Here is a 15,373-nt window from a genome sequence, read left to right on the forward strand (position 1 = left end):
TGCAGGTGAGCTACTTCAGCGCGAGCCAGGCGACCGCGGCGACGATCACGACGGCGGCCACGATGCCGACGATCAGGCCGAGGCGGGGACCCGCCGGGGCGGCCGCCTGCTGCCGGGCCTGAGGGGCCTCGTCGACGAACGCGCGGAACATCTGGGTGCTGCCGGCGGGGTCGTGGTTGCCCTGGGGGTTCTGGGTGTTGGCCATGGCCCGAGACCCTAGCGAAAACGTCGGGGCTGCCCAAGTGCGGGGTTCGTCACGGCACCGGCAGGCCCGACCTGCACCTTTACATCCGCCAATACTTGCCTTTGCCAAGTTTTTATGCCCGGTACACCCGATTTAGTTTGCCTGTAGCAACCAATAAATCTATGGTTGCCCTAAGCAACAAACACGGGAGATGCCATGGCCGAACAGGCGCAGTACGAGGAGCTGGCCCGCCAGCTCAGTGGCGTCGGGGCCGTGAAGCGGGAGATGGCCCGGATTCTGCCGACCGACTGCCCGGGCGGCTCGGTCGCCGTGCTGACGCTGCTCGACCGGCACGGCGACATGCGCATCGGCAGGCTCGCCGAGCTGCTGGCCGTCGACATGTCGGTCACCAGCCGCCATGTCACCCATGTCGCCGAGCGGGGCTGGATCGAACGCTCCCCCGACCCGGCGGACAAGCGCTCGCGCATCCTGCGCCTGACCCCGACCGGCCGCGCCAAGCTCGACGAGCTGACCCGGCGGACCACAGAGCTGCTGGCCGACCGGCTGAGCGACTGGACCGACGACGAGGTCGGTGAACTCACCCGGCTCATGACCCGGCTCCGGACCAGCTTCGACGACTGCCGGTCCACCGCCCGGTCCGCCCCTCCTGCCGACCCGACCACCCGCACACCCGCACGCACCTAAGAGATGCACGTAAGAGATAGGAAGCCCATGGCAACGACCACACCAGCCGGTGTGCGGGCCCACGCCAAGCACGGGGGAGGCTCGCACGGCTCCGCCGACGGCGCTGCGATGTCGCACCGGCAGATCATGGAGGCACTGACCGGCCTGCTGCTCGGCATGTTCGTCGCGATCCTGTCGTCGACGATCGTCTCCAACGCGCTGCCCGACATCATCAGCGACCTCGGCGGCGGCCAGAGCGCCTACACCTGGGTGGTGACCGCGTCGCTGCTGGCGATGACCGCGTCCACTCCGCTGTGGGGCAAGCTCGCCGACCTCTTCTCCAAGAAGCTGCTGATCCAGCTGGCTCTGGTGATCTTCGTGGTGGGCTCGGCGGCCGCCGGTCTGTCCCAGAACCCGGAGACGCTGATCACGTTCCGCGCCGTCCAGGGCATCGGCATGGGTGGTCTGTCCTCGCTGGCCCAGATCATCCTGGCGGCGATGATCTCGCCGCGTGAGCGCGGCCGGTACAACGGCTACCTCGGCGCCACGTTCGCGACCGCGATGGTCGGCGGCCCGCTGATCGGCGGTGTCATCACCGACACCGACTGGCTGGGCTGGCGCTGGTGCTTCTACGTCGGCGTACCCTTCGCCGTCATAGCCCTGATCGTGCTCCAGCGCACCCTGCACCTCCCGGTCGTCAAGCGGAAGGTCAAGGTCGACTGGGCAGGCGCCTTCTTCATCACGGCCGCGGTCTGCCTGCTGCTGATCTGGGTGACCTTCGCCGGTGACAAGTACGACTGGGTGTCCACCGAGACGTACGCCATACTCGGCGGCACGCTCGCGCTGCTGGTGATCTTCCTGATCGTCGAGTCCAAGGCGTCCGAGCCGATCATCCCGCTGCGGCTGTTCCGCAACCGCACCATCACGCTGGCCTCGCTCGCCTCGCTGTTCGTCGGCATCGCGATGTTCGCCGGCACGATCTACTTCAGCCAGTACTTCCAGCTGGCCCGGAACGAGTCGCCGACCATGTCCGGCGTCCTGACCATCCCGCTGATCGGCGGTCTGTTCCTCTCCTCCACCGTCTCCGGCCAGGTCATCACCCGCACCGGACGCTGGAAGGCCTGGCTGGTGGCCGGTGGTGTGCTGGTGACCGGCGGTCTCGGCCTGCTCGGCACGATCCGCTACGACACCGAGTACTGGCACGTGGCCTGCTACATGGCGCTGCTGGGCCTCGGCGTCGGCATGATGATGCAGAACCTGGTGCTCGCCACGCAGAACCAGGTGGCCCCGGGCGACCTGGGCGCGGCCAGCTCGGTGGTGAACTTCTTCCGGTCCCTCGGCGGTGCGGTGGGCGTCTCCGCGCTGGGCGCGGTCCTGAGCACCCGCATCACGCACTACGTCGAGGAAGGGGCGTCCGACCTCCCCCGGAAGTACGCGTCCGCGCTCTCCGAGTCCAGCTCCTCCGGCAGCATCCCGGACATGGACGCCCTGCCCGGCCCGATCCGCACCCTCTTGGAGAGCGCCTACGGCCACGGCATCGCGGACGTGTTCCTCTACGCCGCGCCGGTCGCGCTGCTCGCTCTGCTGTTCTCCCTGTTCATCAAGGAGGTTCCGCTGAAGACCCAGGGGGCGCTGGCACAGTCCACCCAGCAGTCCACCCAGGCGGAGACGCCCGCCGACGTGCCCGCGCCGGCCGGCGCGCAGGAGCGGGTCCCGGCCCTCGTCGCCGCGGCGCCGCCGGCCGGTCCCGAGGGGACGCAGCGGCTCGCGGCGGTCGCCACCACGGCAGCCGAGCCGGGTCCCGCCGGCGACGGCATCCCGGTCCGCGGCCAGGTCCGCGGCGCCGAGAGCGCGCCCGTCCCGCAGGCCGCGATCACGCTGATCTCCCTCTCGGGCCGCCAGCTGGGCCGGGCGGTCGCGCAGGCCGACGGCTTCTACGCGGTGGACGCGCCGGGCACGGGCTCGTACGTCCTGATCGCCTCCGCCGACGGGTTCCAGCCGCAGGCGTCGACGATCGTCGTGAACGGTGAGCCGCTCACGTACGACATCCTGCTCAGCGGCACCAGCGGGCTGACCGGTGTCGTGCGGGCCGTCGGCAACGCGCTGCCCGTGAAGGACGCGATGGTCATCGTGACCGATGTGCGCGGCGACCTGCTGGCCAGCCAGACCACCGGTGAGTACGGCGAGTTCGGCTTCGCCGAGCTGGTGCCGGGGACGGTGACCGTCGCGGTGAACGCCGCCGGCTACCGGCCGCGTGCACTGCCCGTCGAGGTGGGCGGCACGGGCGTCACCCGCATCGAGGTCGACCTGGACGCGGGCGCCCAGGTGCAGGGCGTCGTACGGGCGCCGCACGGGCCGCTGGCCGACGCCCGGGTGACGCTGGTCGACGCGGCGGGCAACGTCGTCGGCACCGCCACCACCGGGACGGACGGGGCGTACGCCTTCACCGATCTCGACAGCGGCGACTACACGGTCATCGCGACCGGCTACCCGCCGGCGGCGATGGCACTGACGGTCACCGGCACCGGCGTCGACGGCCACGACATCGAACTTGCCCACCCTGGCGAGTAGTTGGACCCCGGCCCGTGGCGGGCGGCGCGCTCTGAGCGGAGGTGCGCCCCGCCACGGGCCGGTTTCTTTGAGCTTCTGAGGAGTACGTGAGATGGGACTGACCGCGAGGATCCGTACCCGGGACGGATGGGCCGTGTCGCACGCGGTCGTCACGGTGACCGACATGACCGGAACGCAGGTGCTGCGGGCGGAGGCGGACGCGGAGGGAACCGTACGGGATGCGACCCCGCTGGAGCCGGGGGCGTACACCGTCATCGTCACGGCCGTCGGCTACGCGCCCACTGCCGCGAGCGCGATCGTCACGGCGAGCGGCCGGGCCGAGATCGGCACGGTGACGCTGGCCCGGCAGGGCGGGGCCGAGCTGCCCCCGCCGGGGCCGTGGACGATCGATCCGACACACTCCAGCGTGGGTGCCGTCGCCCAGCATCTGGGGATCTCCAGCGTGCACGGCCGGTTCACCGACTTCACCGGCGCGATCGAGATCGCCCCGGACGACATCGCCAAGTCCCGGGTGGAGGCGGTCATCCGGGCCGCCTCCATCGACACGGGGAACGCGATGCGGGACGGACACCTGAAGTCGCCGGACTTCCTGGACGTGGAGAACCATCCCGAGATCACCTACCGGTCGACGGGGCTGACGGCGAACGGCCCCGACCGCTGGACCGTGCACGGCGAGCTGGGCATGCACGGGGTCGTACGCCCGGTGGACCTGGACCTCGCCTACCTCGGCACGGGCCCCGACCCCTGGGGCGGCACCCGCGCCGCCTTCCGGGCGACGACGGAGCTGCGGCGGGAGGACTTCGCCATGAACTACAACCAGGTCGTCCAGGCGGGCATCGCCGCGATCGGTGCGACGCTGAAGGTGGAGCTGGACGTCCAGGCGGTGCAGGGGGAGGTCTCCCTGCAGGCAGGGAGCTGACGGACGGCACAGCTGTTCGCCAGGCCGCCTACTGCGGCTGTGTCGCGATCTGGATCAGGTTGCCGCAGGTGTCGTCGAAGACGGCGGTGGTGACGGGGCCCATCTCCACGGGCTCCTGGGTGAATCGGACGCCGAGGCCGCGCAGGCGCTCGTACTCCGCCTGCACGTCGTCGACGGCGAACTGGGCGAGCGGGATGCCGTCCTCGACGAGCGTGTCGCGGTAGGTCTTGACGGCCGGGTGGCCGGCGGGCTCCAGGAGGAGTTCGGTGCCGCCGGGCTCCTCGGGCGAGACGACGGTCAGCCACCGGTCCTTCTCGCCCACCGGGACGTCGTGCTTCTTCACGAAGCCGAGGATCTCGGTGTAGAAGCGCAGGGCCTTGGCCTGGTCGTCGACGAAGACGCTGGTCAGATGGATCCTCATGGGGTGCTCTCCTCCGGTCCGGATGTGCCGGGCACGTGCCATCGCTCGGCGATCTGCCGCAGCGGGGCTGTGTTCAGGTCGTGGAACTTGTAGCGGCCCTCCCGCCTGGTCTCGACGAGCCCGGCGGCCTCCAGCACGGCGAGGTGCTGGGAGACGGCCTGGCGCGAGATGCCGAGCTGATGCTTCATGCTCAGCCGTGAGCAGATCTCGAACAGTGTCTGTCCGGACTTCTCCGTGAGCTCGTCGAGGATGGTGCGGCGGGTGGGGTCGGCCAGGGCTTTGAACAGATCGTCGGCCACGACCCCACCATAGGCAAGTGCACACTTGCCTATCAAGTCCGGGAATTCTTCCGCCGGCGCAGGCACGAGGGGAGCCTAAGCTGACGCCATGGCACCGAACATCGCGACCAACACCCGTGTCTCCCTGGACGAACTGCTGGAGTTCGTACGTCCCCGGCACCGGGCCATCCTGTTCACCCGGCGGGCCGACGGCAGTCCGCAGGCATCCCCGCTGACCTGCGGCGTCGACGACTCGGGGCGGATCGTGGTCTCGACCTACCCGGAGCGGGCCAAGACCCGCAACGCCAAGCGGGATCCGCGGGTCGGCGTTCTCGTCCTGAGCGACGACTGGAACGGGCCGTGGGTGCAGATCGACGGGACGGCCGAGGTCATCGACACGCCCGACTCGGTCGAGCCGCTCGTGGAGTACTACCGGAACATCGCCGGTGAGCACCCGGACTGGGACGAGTACCGGCAGGCCATGGTCAAGCAGGGCAAGTCGATCATCCGGGTCACACCGGAGCGGTGGGGTCCGGTGGCGACGGGGGGCTTTCCGGCGCGGCTGGTCCAAGGGGACTAGTCAGCCGCGTTCGACCATGGCCTCGATGCCGGCCACCAGCAGATCCAGGGCGAAGGTGAAGTCCCGGTCCAGCATCTCCGCGACCGTGTCGCCGCCGCGGGCCGCCATGATGTCCTTGGACTCCTGGATGACCTCGGCGGTCTCCGGCACCTCGGTCACCGAGCTCATGGCGTGCTGGAAGTAGTCGTCCGGCGTCATGCCGGCGTCCGCGACCCGGGCGAAGAAGTGGCCCTCGATCGTGCCGTACCCGTACACGAACTGGAAGACGGCCGAGATGGCGCCCGTGACGCCGCGCGCGGGCAGCCCGGTCCTGCGGATCACCCGCTGGACGACGCGGGAGAAGGCGAGGCTGTTGGGGCCGATGTTGAGGTACGTCCCGGCCAGCGGCGACAGCCAGGGGTGGCGCACCAGCAGCGCACGGTACTCGGTGGCGAGCGCGCGCAGCTGGTCGCGCCAGTCCTCGTCGGCGTCCGGGTCGGGCAGCCGGAGCTCCCCGTAGGCGGCGTCGAGGGCGAGTTCGAGGAGGTCGTCCTTGGTGTCGACGTACCAGTAGACACTCATCGCGGTGACGTTCAGCTCGGCGGCGAGCCGGCGCATCGAGAACTTCGCCAGCCCCTCGGCGTCCAGCAGCCGCACCGTCACCGCAGTGATCCGCTCCCGGTCCAGTCCCGACGGCTGCCCGCCCCCACGTCCGCCGCGGGGTGCCTTGCCCTCCAGCCAGACACTGCTCCGCGCCGGCCGACCGGCCGCTGCCTTCGCCATGGGCGCACCTTCCTGGACACACTCCGCCAACTGGTCACAAGGCTAGGCTGCAACGCCGTGAAGAGGGGCGCGGGGCTGCATCGATGTGCGGCTCTGCCGCGATGGGGGTCCCCCCGCTCATGGGGGTCCCCCCGCGCGAGCGAAGCCGAGCGTGGGGGAGGAGCCGAGAGTGGGGGAGCGACAAGCCACAACGATTCCGCACCCGCAAGACAACGATGCCACCCGAGCTCTCACGCGTCCCGCTCCGCCCTGCGCAGCAGTACCGCCGCAAGCAACCCACCCAGCAACACAGCCACCGCCCCCACCAACTGACTGCTCTGCAGTCCGGAGGAGAACGCGTCCAGGATCCGGCCCCGCTCCGCCTCGCCGTCCGCCGCGGACACAGCGGCCGGCAACGAACTCGCCGCCACTGGAATCAACGCGGCGAACCGCGAGTTGAGCACCGCGCCGAGCACCGCAACGCCCAGCCCGTTCCCGAACTCCGCCAGCGTGCCGTTGATCCCCGCGCCGACACCCGCCTTGGCCGGCGGAATCGCGCTCATGATGGCGTGCGCCATGGCCGGGTTGGCGATGGCGCACCCCGCGCCGATGAGCAGCAGTCCGAGCAGCGTGCCGGCATATCCGCCGGAGGCGAGCGTCGCGATCGACACCAGGCCGCCGGACATCAGCACCATGCCCAGCGCGATCGACACCGGCATGCCGAGCTTCGTCGTCCACTTGGCCGCCACACCGGTGAAGTTCAACGCCACCACGGTCAGCGCCAGGGGCGCCGTCCGCAGCCCCGCCTCCAGAGGGCCGTAGCCGAGCACGAACTGCAGATGCTGGGTGAGCAGGAACAGCGCCCCGCCCATCCCGAAGGTGATCAGCACCGCGCCGGCGACCGCGCCCGTGAACCGCTGGTTGCGGAAGAAGTGCAGGTCGAGCATGGGATACGGGATCCGGCTCTCCCAGTAGGCGAACGCGGCCAGCACCACGACCGCGACGGCCCCGCTCACCAGCACCTGGCCGGACGCCCAGCCGTGCTCGGGCCCGGAGATGATCGCGAACACCAGTGACGACATGCCGATGGTGGACAGCAGCGCACCGAGCAGGTCGGGCCGGTCGCCCTGCGGATTTTTCGACTCCGGTACGAGCGCCACGACCGCGGCCAGGCCGAGCGCCACGACCGGCAGGTTGATCAGGAAGATCGCGCCCCACCAGAAGTGGTCCAGCATGAAGCCGCCGATCAGCGGACCGCATGCGAAGCCCAGCGCGTTGACCGCGCTCCAGATGCCGATCGCCTTGGCGTGCTCCTCCGGCGCGAAGATCTGCATCGCGACGGCGAGAGTGGTGGTCAGCAGCAGCGCACCGCCGACGCCCATACCCGCCCGGGCGGCGATCAACTGCCCGGTGGAGTCGGCCAGTCCGGCCACCAGCGAGCCGATGCCGAACAGGGCCAGGCCCGTGATCAGCATTTTCTTACGGCCGATGGGGGTCCCCCCGCGCCCTTTAGGCGTGGGGGAGGTCGGCGGCGCTGCCTGCGGTGAGCAGCAGACCCGACTGGACCAGCGAGTATGCGTTGATCATCCACTGGATGTCGGAGGTGGCCGCGCCCAACTCCTCGGTGAGGGAGGGGATCGCCACGTTCAGAACGGTGTTGTCGAGCAGCACGGTGAGCTGCGCGAGACAGACGACACCGAGGATCAGCCAGCGCTGCGGGTGGCCGCCCGGGGCTTGCTGCGGGGACTGCGCCTGGGAGGTCGTCGACATGTTGTACACCGTAGAACAGTTCCCATACGGTGTACAACACGGATTCCCGCCGTACGGAGATGACAGAGCCCGTACGGCGGGAATCGGTGTTGCGTGGGTCAGCTGCTGCTCGAACTCGTCGGCTGCGTCAGGTCGTAGAAGGTGGCGGATCCCACCGTGACCTCCTTGAAGTTCTCCTCGACCCACGAGGTGATCTGCGAGGACGTACCGCTGCCGGAGCCGCCGCCCATGCCGCCGCCGGCGATGAAGTAGTGGATCCTGCCGTTCGCCACGTACTCCTTGAACTCGGCCAGCGTCGGCGACGGGTCGGTGCCGTTGAAGCCGCCGATCGACATCACCGGGTCGCCGGTGGACAGCTGGTAGCTCGCGGCGTTCTGGGCGCCGATGGCGGCGGCGACCCAGGTGTAGTCACCGGAGTTCTCCTCCAGCAGCTCCTTGGCCTCGTCGCTGACGGAGGCTCCGTTGAGCAGGCCGCCCATGCCGCCGGCGCCACCCATGCCGCCGCCGTCACCGGTCCCGTTCTGCCGGCCCGGACCGCCCTGCTGGCCCTGGCCCTGCTGACCCCGCTGGTTCTGGCCGGGGAAGCCGCCGGTCGGGGGCTGGGCCATGCCGCCGCCCTGCTGGTTCTGTCCGTTCTGCTGGTTCTGCTGACCCGGCATGCCGCCGCCACCGGGGCCGCCGCCCATGCCACCGCCGCCCGGCCGGCCGCCGCCCATGCCGCCCTGAACGGACGGGCCCGCGGTCACGATCGACCCGGTGTGGCCCTCGCCCAGCGTGGTGAGCGTGTACGCGGTCGGTCCGGCCAGCCCGGCGCTGAAGCCCAACGCGACGACAGCCAGGGCGAGTTGCCGCCCGAGCCGACCCACGAAGACCAGGCCGAGGGCCGCAACCAGGCCACCGACGAGAACGAGCCACTTCAGCCACGGATAGTAGTCGGAGGAGCGGTTGAGCAGGACGTACCCCCAGGCCGCGGTGGCCGTCATCGCGGCCGCCAGCGTCAGCGACACCCACATCCGGCCGCGTTCCTGCCAGAGCAGCGCGGCGCCCATGCCGATCAGCGGGGCGATGTAGGGGGCGAGGGCGACGGTGTAGTACTCGTGGAAGATGCCCTGCATGAAGCTGAAGACCACCATGGTGATCAGCAGCGAGCCGCCCCAGAGGAGGAAGGTGGCGCGGGTGGTGTCCGTCCGCTGGAACTTCCGCGTCAGGACCAGGGCCGCCACCAACAGGATCAGCGCGGCCGGAATCAGCCACGAGATCTGGCCGCCGATGGACGAGCTGAACATCCGGTCCCAGCCGGTCTCACCCCAGCCGCCGCCCTGGCCGCCGCCTCCGACGCTGCCGGTCTCCTCGCCGTTGATGCGGCCGAGGCCGTTGTAGCCGAAGGTCAGCTCCAGGAAGGAGTTGTTCTGCGAGCCGCCGATGTACGGGCGGGAGGACGCCGGCCACAGCTCGACGATCGCCACCCACCAGCCGCCGGCGACGACCATGGCGAGACCGGCGAGGAGCACCTGCCCGATGCGCTTCCTCAGGGTCGTCGGCGCGAGGACGACGTACACCAGGGCGAGCACCGGCAGGATCAGGAACGCCTGCAGCGTCTTGACCAGGAAGGCGAGACCGATCGCGGTGCCCGCCCACACCAGCCACTTCGTCTGCGCCTTCTCCAGGGCGCGCTGGGTGCAGTACACGGCGGTCGCCATCAGCAGGGCGAGGGCCGCGTCCGGGTTGTTGAACCGGAACATCAGCGCGGCGACCGGCGTGAGCGCGAGCACCGCCATCGTGACGAACCCGGCGCCGGCGGAGAACCGGCGGCGCACGGACGCGTACAGCACGCCCGCCGTCGCGATCGCCATCAGCACCTGCGGGAACAGGATCGCGAACGAGTTCAGTCCGAAGAGCCGCACCGACAGGGCCATGGGCCACAGCGAGGCGGGGGGCTTGTCGACGGTGATGGCGTTCGCCGCGTCCAGCGAGCCGAAGAAGAACGCCTTCCACGACTGGCTGCCGGCCTGGACGGCCGCGGAGTAGAAGGAGTTGGCGTAGCCGGAGGCGGTGAGGTTGTAGGTGTACAACGCGCCGATGGCGAGCAGGGTGGCCAGGAAGGCGGGGCGGATCCAGCGCGGATCCTCGGGCCGACCGCGCCAGAGCCGTCGTACGAAGTTCTGCCCGGGTTCGTCGGGCGCGGGCGGCGTCGGTGTGTCGGCCGGCGGAGCCGGCACGGTCGTTGTCGTCATCGGAAGTCCCTCGGGTCGGTGTCGTTCGGGCGCACTGGCTGCAGCTGCACCGTTGCGTCCCCCCAGGTGGTGCGGTCCGCGGCGGAACCGGCGCGGAAGTGGTCTGTGCCGTACGGCTGGTGGGCCCTGGCCGAGCGGTGGGGCAGCGGCGGGTGCGGCGGGTGCGGGGTGGGCGAGGCGACGGCCGTCGACGCGTCCTGCTCACGCCGGTCCGAGAAGACCCACGCCCGGAAGAGCAGGAACCGCAGCACCGTCGCCGCGAGGTTGGCGGCGATCAGGACGGCCAGCTCCGTGGAGTGACCGGGGTGGGAGGTCGCCGCGTTCAGGGCGGCGAGGGAACCGCTGGTCAGGACCAGGCCGATACCGAAGACGACCAGGCCCTGTGCCTGGTGCTTGACCGCACCGCCGCGGCCGCGCACGCCGAAGGTGAGCCGCCGGTTGGCCGCGGTGTTGGCGATCGCGGAGACCAGCAGCGCGAGCGCGTTGGCGAGCTGCGAACCGGTGAAGCCGCGGAAGGCGGTGTAGAGCAGCAGGTAGAAGAGGGTGGACAGACCGCCGACGACACAGAAACCGAGCAGCTGGCGGGCCAGTCCCCCGGGGACGTCGGGCAGCTCGCGGTCGCGCGGGTCGTCACCGAAGGGGCGGGTGAGCCGGTCCAGCGGCAGCGAACCGGTGGCCAGCGCCCTGCCCACCCGCCACACGCCCTTGAGGTCGTCGGTCGCCGTCTTCACGATGTGCACGGTCGAGTCGGGGTCGTCGACCCAGTCGACGGGCACCTCGTGGATCCGCAGGCCTGCCCGCTCGGCGAGCACCAGCAGCTCGGTGTCGAAGAACCAGTCGGTGTCCTCCACCAGCGGCAGCAGCACCTGGGCGACATCCCTGCGAATCGCCTTGAAGCCGCACTGCGCGTCCGAGAAGCGGGCCTGGAGCGAGCCGCGCAGGATGAGGTTGTACGAGCGGGAGATGAACTCCCGCTTCGCGCCGCGCACCACGCGTGAGGAGCGGGCCAGCCGGGAGCCGATCGCCAGGTCCGAGTGGCCGGAGATCAGCGGCGCCACCAGCGGCAGCAGCGCGTTGAGGTCGGTGGACAGGTCGACGTCCATGTACGCGAGGATCGGGGCGTCCGAGGCCGACCAGACGGTGCGCAGTGCGCGCCCGCGGCCCTTCTGCTCCAGCCGGAAGGACCGGACCTCCGCAAGCTGCGCCTCCAGCCGTGCCGACACCTGAGGTGTGGTGTCCGTCGACGCGTTGTCCGCGATCGTGATGCGGAAGGGGTACGGGAAGGTGCGCGCAAGGTGCTGGTGCAGCCGCAGCACACACGGCTGGAGGTCCTTCTCCTCGTTGTAGACGGGAATCACTACGTCCAGGACAGGCGTACCGGCTGGTGCGGCCGGGAGGTGCTCCCGCGCCGGCAGGGTGCCGGGAGAAGAGTCGGTTCGCATGGGAACGACTCTTGTCAAGCCCCCTGTTGCACCCGTGTGCTGACGCTGTGCTGTGCCTGTGAGTGCGACTGCCAGTTCATTTCGGCGACCGGCTGGGGCGCCGACGTCGGCAGATACACCGTGAACACGGTCCGTCCGGGCACGCTGTCCACGGTCACCGCACCGCCGTGCGCGCTCGCCACCGCCTGCACGATGGCAAGGCCCAGACCGGTCGAACCGGTGGCGCGGGAGCGCGCGGAGTCGCCGCGCGCGAACCGTTCGAAGACGTGCGGGAGCAGGTCGGCCGGGATGCCCTGGCCGTTGTCCTCGACGTCGACGCACATCCAGGGGCCGCGCCGCTGCACGCGCGCGGTGACCGTCGTACCCGGCGGGGTGTGTTTGCGGGCGTTGCCGAGCAGGTTGATGAGCACCTGCTGGAGCCGTGCCGCGTCCCCGGAGACCAGGGCCGGTTCGTCGGGCAGGTCGAGACGCCAGTTGTGCTCCATGCCGGCCGCACGGGCGTCGCTGATGGTGTCCACGACGAGCGGTACGAGATCGGTCTGCTCGAACTGCAGCGGACGGCCGGCGTCGAGGCGGGCGAGCAGCAGCAGGTCCTCGACGAGGAGGGTCATCCGGCCGGCCTCGGACTCGATACGGCCGAGCGCGTGCCGGGTGTCGGGACCGACCTGTTCCCTTCCACGTCTGGTGAGTTCGGCGTACCCGCGGATGGATGCCAGCGGCGTGCGCAGCTCATGACTGGCGTCCGCGACGAACTGCCGTACCCGCGTCTCGCTCTGCTGCCGTGCGTGCAGCGCTCCGTGGACGTGGTCCAGCATCCGGTTGAGCGCGGCGCCGACCTGGCCGACCTCGGTGTGCGGGTCGGTCTCGGACTCGGGGACGCGCTCGCTGAGGTTGACCTCGCCGGTGTGCAGGGGGAGTTCGGAGACGCGGGTGGCGGTGGCGGCGACCTTGCGCAGGGGCCGGGTCGCGACACCGACGAGCAGGTACCCGGCGATGACGGCCGCGCCGAGACCGGCGGCGGTGACGCTGACCTCGACGAGGATCAGGGTGTTGATGGTGCCGTCGACCGTTTCGGTCGGCAGGGCGATGTAGTAGTTGTTGCCGTCGTTGCCCTGGACGTACTGCACCAGATACTCACCGAGGCCGGGGACCGTCACGGTGTGGTGGCCCGTCGTGGGTACGTCGGCGAACACGGCCCGCTGGGCCGCGGTCAGCTCGGTGGCCTTCATCCGCTTGAAGCCGTCGGACTCCTGCTCGGCGACCACCGCCCTGGTGATCGCGCCGTTCGCACCGACCTGCACAGCCACGGTGTCCGGCTGCGTCGGGCCGTTGGTGATGAAGCCGTCGAGCCGGTCCTGGCCCAGGGCGAGCTCCTTGTCCAGTTTTCCGGGCGGGGGCCCCGAGAGCCGCTTTCCGGCCTCGACGACCTGCCCGTTCAGCTGGTCGTACAGATGGGACCGCAGCGCCAGCGTGGTCACCGTGCCGATCACCGAGCAGACCACGGCGATCAGCACCAACGACGCGACGACGAGCCGCGTCCGCAGCGTGCGCGGCTTGCCTGCGCGCTTGCCCGCCCGCGGCCGTCGTCGCCGGCTCATGACGCCGCAGGCTTGATCAGATAGCCCGCCCCACGCCGGGTGTGGATCATCGGCTCGCGCCCGGCGTCGATCTTCCTGCGCAGGTACGAGATGTACAGCTCGACGACATTGGCCTGCCCGCCGAAGTCGTACGACCAGACCCGGTCGAGGATCTGCGCCTTGCTCAGCACGCGCCGCGGATTGCGCATGAGGAAGCGCAGCAGCTCGAACTCGGTGGCGGTGAGGTGGATGCTCTCACCGGCCCTGGTCACCTCGTGACTGTCCTCGTCGAGGGTGAGGTCACCGACGACGAGCATGGAGTCGGACCGCCGGTCGGCGGCACCGGACCGGCGTATCAGCCCGCGCAGCCGTGCGACGACCTCCTCGAGGGAGAACGGCTTGGTGACGTAGTCGTCGCCTCCGGCGGTGAGCCCGGCGATGCGGTCCTCGACGGCGTCCTTGGCAGTCAGGAACAGCACCGGCACGTCCGGCAGCTCCCGCCGAAGCCGCCCGAGAACGGCCAGCCCGTCCATGTCGGGCAGCATCATGTCGAGGACGACGGCATCGGGCCGGAACTCACGCGCGGCCTGGACGGCACCCTGGCCGTCCCCCGCGCTCCGGATCTGCCAGCCCTCGTAACGCAGGGCCATGGACAGCAGCTCGGTGATCGACAGCTCGTCGTCCACAACAAGCACCCGGACGGGGCTCCCGTCCGGCCTCAGCAGTTCGGTGCGCCCTTGGGGCGAGGTCGTGGTCATGATGGACACCATGAAGGCGCGCTCTGAGAGCGCCCTTTCGACAACCTGTGATTTCCCTGAGAAACACACAGGCGCCTCTCAGGAGGCTCCTGGGAACGCCGAGGCGGGGCGCGGGAGGGACCGCGGAGACCGCTTGCGAGCGGATCACCACAGGCCATCACGGCCCACCTGCGCCATCACAGTACGTCTGCGCCATCACAGTCCGCCCGCATCAGAACAACCCGTCCTGCACCCCGCCCCCGCCCCCTCCCTTGAGCTCCCGCACCGGCACGGACGTCTCCCCGCCCGCGCCCCCGCCACCGACCGGAACCAGCTCCCACCCGGTCATCAGCCGCGTGTCCAGAACGACGACGCCCCTCCCTCCGGTCGCCAGATGCAGATCAGGCCCGCGGCAGCCACCAGCTCCCCACTCACCACCCCACCGGCGACGAGCTCGCTCACCTCCCCGACCGCGCGCGGCGCCCCCTCCAGCCCGAACGCCCGCACATGATCCACCGCTCGGAACGGCTCCCGCGCCAGCGACTCCGGCCACCCACCGAGCGCCACCGCCCGCCCGTGCAACTCTTCGATCTCCGCCGCCCGTTCTGCCTCCGTCCCCGGCAACACGGCCCGTACCGCCCGCTTCTCGGCGTACGGAATCCGGTCCGGCACCCGCAGCGCGGCGCGCAACAGCTCCTCGGCCCGCCGCGCCGCCATCAACGGCCCGGCACCGAGCCAGCTGAAACAGACCGCCCCCTGCTCCAGCAACCGGGCCGACCCCCGCTCGACAGCAGTGATCCCCACCTTCACCATCCCCGGCCCGAACCACGCGAGGTACACGTGATACGGCCGCGGATCGTCGGGAACCGCATCGGCCGCCACGGAGTGCGCCCGATCCAACCGCGCACACTCCTCGCACCGCGCCCCCGTACTGCGCCCCGGCACGCCGGCCTCCCCGGACACGCATGCCCCCGCGCACCCACACACGTCCGCACACCCCCCTCCACGACCCCGAAGGCCACCCGTTTCCCCCAGGCCAGCGCGCTTGCGCGCCCCCCGCTCCACACCAACTCGGGCCCACCGGCCGCCCACCGCAGCCCCGAGCACCGCCACATCTGTGCCATTGCCTCCGAGCGTAGGGGCAGCCACTGACAATGCCCCTGTTACGCCTCTGACCAGCCAAGTAACCGCTTTGCCAGCTCTTTACAACCTGCCCGCCGCCGCCTCGTCTCTCC

The 15,373-nt window shown here is 70.5% G+C and carries 12 protein-coding genes and 2 pseudogenes; 4 read left to right on the top strand and 10 right to left on the bottom strand.

The genetic code is table 11. The features are described 5' to 3' along the window. Positions 1 to 10: 10 nt before the first annotated feature. On the bottom strand, positions 11 to 205 hold the full coding sequence (locus tag StrepF001_RS14615; protein WP_165396270.1) for a hypothetical protein: 195 nt from the start codon (positions 203 to 205) through the stop codon (positions 11 to 13). 195 nt (positions 206 to 400) lie between these two features. On the opposite strand from StrepF001_RS14615, the gene StrepF001_RS14620 reads away from it, so the two are divergent. The 3 genes from StrepF001_RS14620 (at position 401) to StrepF001_RS14630 (ending at position 4,358) form a co-directional block, all read left to right on the top strand. Continuing rightward, entirely contained in the window at positions 401 to 889 is a 489-nt protein-coding gene (locus StrepF001_RS14620; protein WP_129798672.1) for a MarR family transcriptional regulator, read from the top strand. Between the two features lie 27 nt (positions 890 to 916). Then, positions 917 to 3,439, top strand: coding sequence for an MFS transporter (locus StrepF001_RS14625; protein WP_129798673.1), 2,523 nt, complete (start codon positions 917 to 919; stop codon positions 3,437 to 3,439). A gap of 91 nt (positions 3,440 to 3,530) precedes the next feature. Further along, complete coding sequence (locus StrepF001_RS14630; protein ID WP_129798674.1) at positions 3,531 to 4,358, top strand: YceI family protein; 828 nt, start codon at positions 3,531 to 3,533, stop codon at positions 4,356 to 4,358. A gap of 28 nt (positions 4,359 to 4,386) precedes the next feature. Here StrepF001_RS14630 and StrepF001_RS14635 read toward each other — a convergent pair whose 3' ends face one another. After that, positions 4,387 to 4,779: a VOC family protein gene (locus StrepF001_RS14635; RefSeq protein ID WP_129798675.1), complete on the bottom strand. Its 393-nt coding sequence runs from the start codon at positions 4,777 to 4,779 to the stop codon at positions 4,387 to 4,389. Continuing rightward, positions 4,776 to 5,078: a metalloregulator ArsR/SmtB family transcription factor gene (locus tag StrepF001_RS14640; protein WP_129798676.1), complete on the bottom strand. Its 303-nt coding sequence runs from the start codon at positions 5,076 to 5,078 to the stop codon at positions 4,776 to 4,778. Before StrepF001_RS14640 ends, StrepF001_RS14635 begins: the two co-directional genes overlap by 4 nt. Positions 5,079 to 5,166: 88 nt before the next feature. On the opposite strand from StrepF001_RS14640, the gene StrepF001_RS14645 reads away from it, so the two are divergent. Then, on the top strand, positions 5,167 to 5,637 hold the full coding sequence (locus StrepF001_RS14645) for a PPOX class F420-dependent oxidoreductase (RefSeq protein ID WP_129798677.1): 471 nt from the start codon (positions 5,167 to 5,169) through the stop codon (positions 5,635 to 5,637). Here the strand turns inward: StrepF001_RS14645 and StrepF001_RS14650 are convergent, their stop codons facing one another. The 7 genes and pseudogenes from StrepF001_RS14650 to StrepF001_RS14680 all read right to left on the bottom strand — a co-directional run bounded on the left by StrepF001_RS14650 (position 5,638) and on the right by StrepF001_RS14680 (position 15,262). Continuing rightward, a complete protein-coding gene (locus StrepF001_RS14650; protein ID WP_129798678.1) occupies positions 5,638 to 6,399 on the bottom strand; it encodes a TetR/AcrR family transcriptional regulator in 762 nt (253 codons plus the stop codon). A 230-nt stretch (positions 6,400 to 6,629) separates the two neighbouring features. Next, a pseudogene (locus tag StrepF001_RS14655) lies at positions 6,630 to 8,148 on the bottom strand (MFS transporter). A gap of 98 nt (positions 8,149 to 8,246) precedes the next feature. Beyond that, positions 8,247 to 10,382 (bottom strand): glycosyltransferase family 39 protein, encoded by a 2,136-nt coding sequence (locus tag StrepF001_RS14660; protein ID WP_129798679.1) that lies wholly within the window; start codon positions 10,380 to 10,382, stop codon positions 8,247 to 8,249. Beyond that, complete coding sequence (locus tag StrepF001_RS14665) at positions 10,379 to 11,824, bottom strand: bifunctional glycosyltransferase family 2/GtrA family protein (protein WP_129798680.1); 1,446 nt, start codon at positions 11,822 to 11,824, stop codon at positions 10,379 to 10,381. The genes StrepF001_RS14660 and StrepF001_RS14665 overlap by 4 nt, the downstream gene beginning before the upstream one ends. Before the next feature lie 14 nt (positions 11,825 to 11,838). Then, entirely contained in the window at positions 11,839 to 13,422 is a 1,584-nt protein-coding gene (locus StrepF001_RS14670) for a HAMP domain-containing sensor histidine kinase (RefSeq protein ID WP_206306857.1), read from the bottom strand. After that, positions 13,419 to 14,159, bottom strand: coding sequence for a response regulator transcription factor (locus StrepF001_RS14675; RefSeq protein ID WP_206306858.1), 741 nt, complete (start codon positions 14,157 to 14,159; stop codon positions 13,419 to 13,421). Before StrepF001_RS14675 ends, StrepF001_RS14670 begins: the two co-directional genes overlap by 4 nt. A 211-nt stretch (positions 14,160 to 14,370) precedes the next feature. Beyond that, positions 14,371 to 15,262, bottom strand: a pseudogene (locus StrepF001_RS14680) (DUF2797 domain-containing protein). Positions 15,263 to 15,373: the final 111 nt, after the last annotated feature.

Origin of the sequence: Streptomyces sp. F001 (assembly GCF_004187715.1) — a bacterium.
In the GTDB taxonomy this organism is placed as follows: Bacteria; Actinomycetota; Actinomycetes; order Streptomycetales; family Streptomycetaceae; genus Streptomyces; species Streptomyces flavusporus.